The sequence below is a fragment of the Actinoplanes sp. NPDC049548 genome, from assembly GCF_040676695.1.
Classification (GTDB): domain Bacteria; phylum Actinomycetota; class Actinomycetes; order Mycobacteriales; family Micromonosporaceae; genus Actinoplanes.
Genome location: NZ_JBFAPM010000008.1, coordinates 329,275 through 336,442, shown reverse-complemented (window position 1 = coordinate 336,442; position 7,168 = coordinate 329,275). Strand labels below are relative to the sequence as shown.

Sequence of the window (7,168 nt, the reverse complement as noted above, 5' to 3'; positions counted from 1 at the left end):
CGACGATCACCGTCATCCAGGGTTTCCTATGTCTCGACACACCGGTTTCCGATGACCTGAGACATGGGTTTCCTATGTCCTGAGCCAGCACACTGCCGGGCGCGCCAGCAGCTCACCGCCTTGATCATCGATCATGGGTCCGTCTTCCGACGCTTACGTGCCCGATGCATGCCCGATGCCCGGTCGGTGCCGAGCGCGTCGAGGCGCTTCGCGTCCTGGGCGTCCCGCCCGTCGATCGGTCGGACACGTTGCCTCATTGTGACGCTCGCATCAGATAGCCCCGAGTCGGACGTCCAGTGGATGGTCGTGGCGCGGCGTGTCAGTTGATCGCCGGCGACAGCGTCGGTGCCGCGCGGTGGCTGGAGGGCCACTCCTGCTTGCGGGCGTACATCGCCATGTCGGCGCGGCCGAGCGCATCGCGTGCGGACTCACCGGGTGCGGCCAGGGCGTAGCCGACGGAGCCGTGACTTTGCAGGGGTCCGGTGCTCAGGCCGAACGGCGCGTTGAAGGCCGCGGTGAGCCGGGCCGCCGCGGCCGCTGCGGTGGTCTCGTCCGCGCCTGGCAGCAGCACGGCGAACTCGTCGCCACCCAGCCGGGCTACGGTCGCGGTCGGGTCGGCGTGCTGCCGCAGCCGCTGCGCCACGCCCTGCAGCAGCTCGTCGCCGGCGTGGTGACCGAGGGTGTCGTTGACCGCCTTGAAATCGTTCAGGTCGATCAGCATGACGGCGTACGGCTCCCCGCTGTCCGCGACGGCGGCGGCAAGCTGCTGATACATCAGCCGGTTGGGCAGACCAGTAAGCGTGTCGTGCGACGCCAGGTGGTGCAGGTGCTCCTCGTAGCGGCGCTGGTCGGTGATGTCGCGCACTTCGACGAGCACCCCGGAGGCGCCCGGGATCTGCTCGGCCAGCGGCTGCACGTCGACCACCACGCGGCGCCGCTCGCCGTCGTCGCGAACGAGTTCCAGCTCGGTGTTCTCCAGGTGGGTGTCGCCGCCGCGGGTGGCGACCGCGAGCGTCACCGGCGTGCCGTTGAGGTCCTTCAGGGACAGCTTGTCCAGCCCGCTGGCGTCGGAGCCGACGCTCATACCGGTGATCCTGGTAGCGGTCGGGTTGGCGAAGGTGACCGCGCCGTCGGTGTCGGTGACGACGATGGCGCTGGGCATACGGCTCAGTACCTCCTCCAGCAGCATCCGCTGCTGGGCCAGCTCCCGCTGGCCGCGCAGCATCAGGATGCGCACGGTGTACGCCATCATCGGCGAGACGATCAGGCCGATGACGGCGCCGCCGTCCACCGGCGAGTCGGTGAGTCCGACGGCCGTGGGCACCACCGACAGCATGACGAAGACGGCCACGATGGTCAGCAGGCGCGACAGAGACGCCAGCACCGAGCGGAACTGCGCCATGGCGAACAGGAGGGGCTGCAGTGAGTCCTGGGTGCCGAGGAGCACGGACACCCCTACCAGAGCCACGCCTTCCAGCGAGTCCATCCACAGCGGCAGCGGCGCTTTACGCCTGTACTCGACGATGCGCAGGGCGCCTATCGCAGCCACGATGAGCAGCGCGGACAATGGCCGGAAGCCCTCTATCTCCAGGTCCATCGCCTGCGGGAACTGCCCCCAGACCTGCAGCAGGACGTACAGCAGGAAGAACCGCTGGGCCATGCGCAACGGCTGTTCACCACGTCCCACCAACCACCGACGCGCTGATCGTGGCCATGTCATCGGCATCCCCATGGCACCATGGTCAGCAGCGACGGATGACATGGAGTCAACAGCACGGAGCACTTCGGTTGCAGCGGTTAACGTCCGTCTTCGACCTCTGCAGCTCGTCCTCGACGATCCACGCATCGCCCATGCCGACCGAACCGGGGCCGCTCGCGCCGCCCACCAGGGTCTGGCCTTCGCCGGCCCGCTGGACGACGCGGGACATCACGAAACCCGACACCGGGAGAGCCGACCGGTCGTTTCGGCACTTACGCCACCCTGGAATCCTCGCTCAGGCCGCGACCCGGTCCCGCCCTCCGCGCTTGGCCTGGTAGAGGTTGGTGTCGGCGGCTTGGAACAGATCGGCACCGGTCATGCCGGGGCGCAGCATCGCCACGCCGGTGCTGATGCTGATAGGAGTTCCTGGCGCTATGGGTTCGAAGTCCGTGAGAGCGACCGCCGTGCGGATCCGCTCGGCGACCTCCACCGCAGCCTCCAGGTTCGCGTTCAGGACGATGGTGAACTCGTCGCCGGCGTAGCGGAGTGCGGTGTCCTGGCCGACCCGGCAGTGCGCCCGGAAGACGCTCGCGAGGGCGCACAGGACCGCGTCGCCGACGGTGTGCGAGTGAGTGTCGTTGATGCTCTTGAACTTGTCGACGTCGATGACGAGCAGGCTGACCGGGAGCGTGACCGCGCCTGTGTCGATTTCCCGCAACAGCTGGTCGTGCTGGCGGCGGTTGCCCAGCCCGGTGAGCGGGTCGCGCAGCAGCGCCGCGGCTGCGCGCATCCCTTCGACCTCGAGTTCCTCACGTTGGCGAGCCTGATGCAGCATGGCGACGCGGTGCAGCCGTTGCTGCCACAGTTGCCGCGCGTGCTCGCTGAGCGCCTCCATCAGGTCGGCGGTTGCCTCGGCGCCGTGTACCTCACTGGCCAGGACGGCAAGCTCGTACTTGGCGATCCGCAACTCTTCGGGGGATCGCTCGGCGAGTTGGCGGGCGGCGACCAGCTCTCGGCGGGCGGCGGCGAGGTCACCCTTGGCGCGCCGGCCTATCCCCAGCGCGAGGTGGGCCGCCCACGCCGGCAGCCAGAAGACGCGTGAGCGCAGTGCGGCCACGATCGGCTCGGCGTCGGCGATCGCCTGGTCGGTACGGCCCAGTTTGGCGAGGGCCAATGCGCGGAGGGCGACGATCTCCCGGGCGTCGTCGGTGAGTTCTGTGTCGGCGTTGGCGGCCAGCCAGTTCGTGGCGATCTCGGTGGCGCGGTGCAGCCGGCTGTGGGCCTCGTGGAGGTGACCGAGCTGGTCGAGGCGCACACCCCAGATGAGCAGCAGGGTGATGTAGATCTGCTCGAAGAAGGTGCCGGGAACGCGGCCGTAGACCGCGTAGTGTTCGGCTTCGCGTTCCGAGGCCGCCGCTGCTACCTCGTACAGGCCGGCGGCCTGGGCTGCCTGGGCGTAAGTGCCCAGCGCGACGCCGTAGTAGCCCGCACGGCGGGTGGTGTGGTCCAGCAGCATCCCGGCGCGGGCGAGGTACCGCATGCCTTCGGTGAGCCGGCCGGCTCGCAGGTACACCCCGGCCACGTCGGCCAGCGTCTTGGCCTCGCCCACGACGTCGCCGGCCGCCTTGCGGAGCGCCAGCAGGACCTCTCCGGCCGCCAGGGCATCCTCGATGTGGTCGAGGTCCTCATGGGCGAACAACCGGCCCTGGAAAAGAAATCCGAGGGTACGGTCGTCGCCGAACGCGCGGACCAGTGGCTCGAACTCGTCCGCTGCCGCCAGCGCCTGTTCCTGGCGGCCGGCCCAGAGGAGCTCGCCCACCAGCTGCGCCAGCCGATTCAGCGGGCCCTGCCGCGAAACCGGTACCGGCAGCCGTCCCTCCGCAGCCATCCGCACTCCCGACATCCGCGCGCTTCCGCACTGACAGCGTTAGTCCTACCAGAGTTGTATCGGCCACCAGCCGAACCTCTTGAGGCGTTTCCGGGGACAGCCCATAAGTGCGTACGACCAGGTCGATCATGGTTGATATCATCCGGGCCGGATGACGGGGGCCGTGCACCGGCCGCGGAGAGATGTCGGGTAGGTCCGTATGGCGATGCTGGATAGGGTACGCGGCGAATTCATCGATATCGTCGAGTGGCTCGATGACAGCCGCGACACGATCGTGTGGCGGTTTCCGCGGTACCACAACGAGATCAAGATGGGCGCCCGTCTCGTGGTCCGGGAGTCTCAGGTCGCCGTTTTCGTGAACGAGGGCACGATCGCGGACGCGTTCGGCCCCGGCACGCACATCCTGCACACCCAGAATCTCCCCGTACTGTCCACTCTCAAGGGTTGGAAGTACGGGTTCGAGTCGCCTTTCAAGGCCGAGGTGTACTTCGTCAACACCCGGCAGTTCACGGACCTGAAGTGGGGCACCCAGAACCCGGTCATCGTCCGGGATCCGGAGTTCGGCATGGTGCGGCTGCGCGCGTACGGTGCGTACGCTCTGCGGATCAGTGACGCTCGCCGGTTTCTCACCGAGCTGGTGGGCACGAACCCGGATTTCCGTTCGGACGAGGTCTCCGGATATCTCCAGCAGCTGATCGTGAGCAGGCTGACCTCGGCGCTGGCCACCGCTCACGTCTCCCTGCTCGACATGGCGGCCCATCAGGAGGCCATCGGCGCGCAGCTCACCGAGGTGCTCGCCGAGCAGCTCGCTCCGATGGGTCTTCGGATCCCGACCGTCATCGTGCAGAACATCTCGGTGCCGCCCGAGGTGGAGCAGGCGCTCGACCGGCGTACGCAGATGGGCATCATCGGCGACCTGCAGCGGTACACGACGTTCCAGACCGCCAATGCCATCGAGGACGCCGCCCGGAACCCCGGGGCCGCCGGGCTGGGGACGGGGCTGGGCGCCGGGCTCCTCTTCGGTCAGCGACTCGGTGGAGCCATGGAGGAGAAACCCGTGCAGCCGCCGCCGTTGCCGGTGACACCTCAGTGGTACGTGGGTGCGGACGGCAGACAGCAGGGACCGTTCGACGTCGGCACTCTCACCGGACAGGTGAACGCCGGTGCGGTCACCCGGCAGACGCTCGTGTGGCGGGCCGGGATGGCTCAGTGGGCCCAGGCCGCCGACGTACCCGAACTTGCGCCCCTGTTCGCCCACACGCCGCCCCCGATGCCCCGATGACCGGCCCGGGGAACCCCACCGCCGTCTCCTCCAGCTGCCCGTCCTGCGGGGCCGGGATGGAGGTCGACCACGAGGCGGGCGTCATGCGGTGCCCGTACTGCCGTCGCGAGGTCCTCATGCCGGCCTCGCAGGCCGCTCAGACCGGCTGGCCCTTCGGCGCGCCGGGCGCGAGCATCCCGCAGATCACCATCAGCACCAAGGCGTTCACGCAACCGCCCGAGGTCGTCCGTCGCCAGAAGGTGGCGGCGGCGATTCTCGGTGTCGGCATGCTGGTGGCCGCCGGAGCCGTTCTGGTTCCGGTTCTCTGGTCCGGCTCGTCGTCCTCGTCGCTGAACACGAGTCTTGGCGCGGTACCGACCGAGCAGGTGAAGGAGGTGGCCGTCGGCGCCACGACGAAGGTTCAGGCGTTCGAGGCGACGGTCCGCAGCGTCGACTGCACCAAGAAGGCGATCACGAAGAAGGACGACCCGGCGACCTCGTTCGACGACACCATGACGGAGAAGGCCAAGGGCAAGTTCTGCGTGGTCTCCTTCTCCGTGAAGAACGTGGGCGCGAAGACGGACAGCTATCCGACGTGGGGCCTCGAGGCTACGAGCCCCACGGAACGCGTGCTCTACCGGAACACCCTCGCGGAGAGCTACGTCAACAAGGAGAGCGACAACCTCGGTCAGCCGATCGATCCGGGGAAGACCGTCGACCAGCGGCTGGTCTATGACGTGCCGGCCGACACGAAACTCGCGTACCTCAAGATCTATGACGGCATGCTGTCCGACTCCACGATCAAGGTGAAGTTCTGATCACAGCGGGCGCGCTGCGGCGATCGGCCGGGTCTCCACCCCGTACGTGTTCGACTCGCCGCTGTTGACGCTCCACCGGTAGCCGGCGAACCGGCCGGCGGCGTCGGCGTAGAAGAACATGTGGCCGATGCCGACGCCCTGGAAGTTCAGGGACTTCTGGGGGTCGCCGTCCTCCCAGACCATGCGGGTGTCCGGGAAGTCCTTGTAGGTGGCCCTCTGGTACTCGCCGTGCGCCTCGGCGGTGCAGTCGACGATCTCGATCGGGTACTGGGCGACACCGGGGTGGTCTGCCGGGCCCCCGGCGTACGGCGCCTTGACCTGGCGGACCATCACGATGTGGCCGGTGTTGTCCTGGGGCGTGCCGTTCTCGGTCGTGGAGTAGTCGATGGCGATCAGGTCGCCCGGCAGGAGATCGGTGATCTTCTCGACGCGGCGCATGCGGGGACCGGGGTTCCCGGCGAAGGCCTTGCGGTAGTCCTCGGCCTCGGGTGACGGGTCGTCGTCGAACCAGGTCCGGAAGTACTCGTTGGTCGCCCAGGGGTAGGTGTGCTTGAGGACGCCGGTGATGAACGACGCGCACCGCGCCCGGGCGATCCAACCGGCCGGATCGGCGAGGTCGGCCGGGTTTCCCCACGCGAACTCGGCCGCCGAGTGCAGGACGTACTGGTTGTTGTCGCGAGCCTTGCGGCCGGAGATGACCAGGACCTGGTCGTCGGTGAGGGCCCGCTGGTAGACGCGGACGTCGGAGATCTGTCCCCGCCACCAGTTGACCGTCGCGCCCTGCCACATCGCCTGACCGATGTGCAGGCTGCCGGTGGCCGCCCAGGAGATGGTGGTCGGGACCGGCTGCCCGGGGGCTCCGTTCACATACAGCTTCACGACGCCGTTGGCGCTGACCCCGGTCAGGTGTACCCACTTGCCGGCCTCGGCGGCGGTGGGCGCGACGGCCGACACCTTCACCGTCCCGGCGGCGTCGCGCACCTTGAACGCCCAGCCCAGGTCGGGATCGTACTGGAGCAGGAAGCGGCTGTTCTGGCCCGAGTCCTGGCTGACCGCCGTGTACATCCGGTCCAGCGCGGCGAGGCGGACCCAGGCCGAGACGGTGAACGGCGCGGTGGTGTTCACTGCCGCGGTCGTCTTCGCGTACGCGGTGGAGGTGCCGTCGAGGCTCAGCTCGCCACCGGCGCGCCACTCGGCGGTCCAGCCGGCGGTCGTCCCCAGGCTCAGCGTCCGACCCGCGCCGCTGTGGTCCGAGGCGGCGCCGGCGAGCGGCCAGTGTCCCGCGATGCCCTCGGGCAGGTACCCGGCGGCGAGCAGGCGCTGGTACTGCACCATCTGCTCAGCCTGCAGCAGGTGCGGGGCGGTAAGAGGGGTGAAGGGCTGGTCCAGCGGTTCGGCGAGCGCCGCACCGGGTGCCTGCGCGGCACCGGCCAGGGCGCCGAGGCCGGCCAGGGCCGTGCCGCCGACCAGGTGCCGTCGAGTCAAACGCATGCGAATCCCCC

At 68.8% G+C, this 7,168-nt stretch carries 5 protein-coding genes; 2 read left to right on the top strand and 3 right to left on the bottom strand.

Annotation, left to right across the window (positions count from 1 at the left end; genetic code table 11):
• Positions 1-319 precede the first annotated feature (319 nt).
• Positions 320-1,687 (bottom strand): diguanylate cyclase, encoded by a 1,368-nt coding sequence (locus AB0J80_RS19020; RefSeq protein WP_364706288.1) that lies wholly within the window; start codon positions 1,685-1,687, stop codon positions 320-322.
• A 307-nt stretch (positions 1,688-1,994) separates the two neighbouring features.
• Positions 1,995-3,587: a GGDEF domain-containing protein gene (locus tag AB0J80_RS19015; RefSeq protein WP_364706285.1), complete on the bottom strand. Its 1,593-nt coding sequence runs from the start codon at positions 3,585-3,587 to the stop codon at positions 1,995-1,997.
• A 199-nt stretch (positions 3,588-3,786) separates the two neighbouring features.
• Here AB0J80_RS19015 and AB0J80_RS19010 point away from each other — a divergent pair, with 199 nt between their 5' ends.
• Both AB0J80_RS19010 and AB0J80_RS19005 read left to right on the top strand, forming a co-directional pair.
• Positions 3,787-4,869: an SPFH domain-containing protein gene (locus AB0J80_RS19010; RefSeq protein WP_364706283.1), complete on the top strand. Its 1,083-nt coding sequence runs from the start codon at positions 3,787-3,789 to the stop codon at positions 4,867-4,869.
• Entirely contained in the window at positions 4,866-5,666 is an 801-nt protein-coding gene (locus AB0J80_RS19005) for a DUF4352 domain-containing protein (protein ID WP_364706280.1), read from the top strand. Before AB0J80_RS19010 ends, AB0J80_RS19005 begins: the two co-directional genes overlap by 4 nt.
• Here AB0J80_RS19005 and AB0J80_RS19000 read toward each other — a convergent pair whose 3' ends face one another.
• Positions 5,667-7,157: a LamG domain-containing protein gene (locus AB0J80_RS19000; RefSeq protein ID WP_364706278.1), complete on the bottom strand. Its 1,491-nt coding sequence runs from the start codon at positions 7,155-7,157 to the stop codon at positions 5,667-5,669. It lies immediately after the preceding gene.
• Positions 7,158-7,168 lie beyond the last annotated feature (11 nt).

Coding starts and splice junctions, on each gene's coding strand:
- AB0J80_RS19015 (WP_364706285.1), bottom strand. CDS start 3,587: ATGGCTGCGGAGGGACGGCTGCCGGTACCGGTTTCGCGGCAGGGCCCG.
- AB0J80_RS19010 (WP_364706283.1), top strand. CDS start 3,787: ATGGCGATGCTGGATAGGGTACGCGGCGAATTCATCGATATCGTCGAG.
- AB0J80_RS19005 (WP_364706280.1), top strand. CDS start 4,866: ATGACCGGCCCGGGGAACCCCACCGCCGTCTCCTCCAGCTGCCCGTCC.
- AB0J80_RS19000 (WP_364706278.1), bottom strand. CDS start 7,157: ATGCGTTTGACTCGACGGCACCTGGTCGGCGGCACGGCCCTGGCCGGC.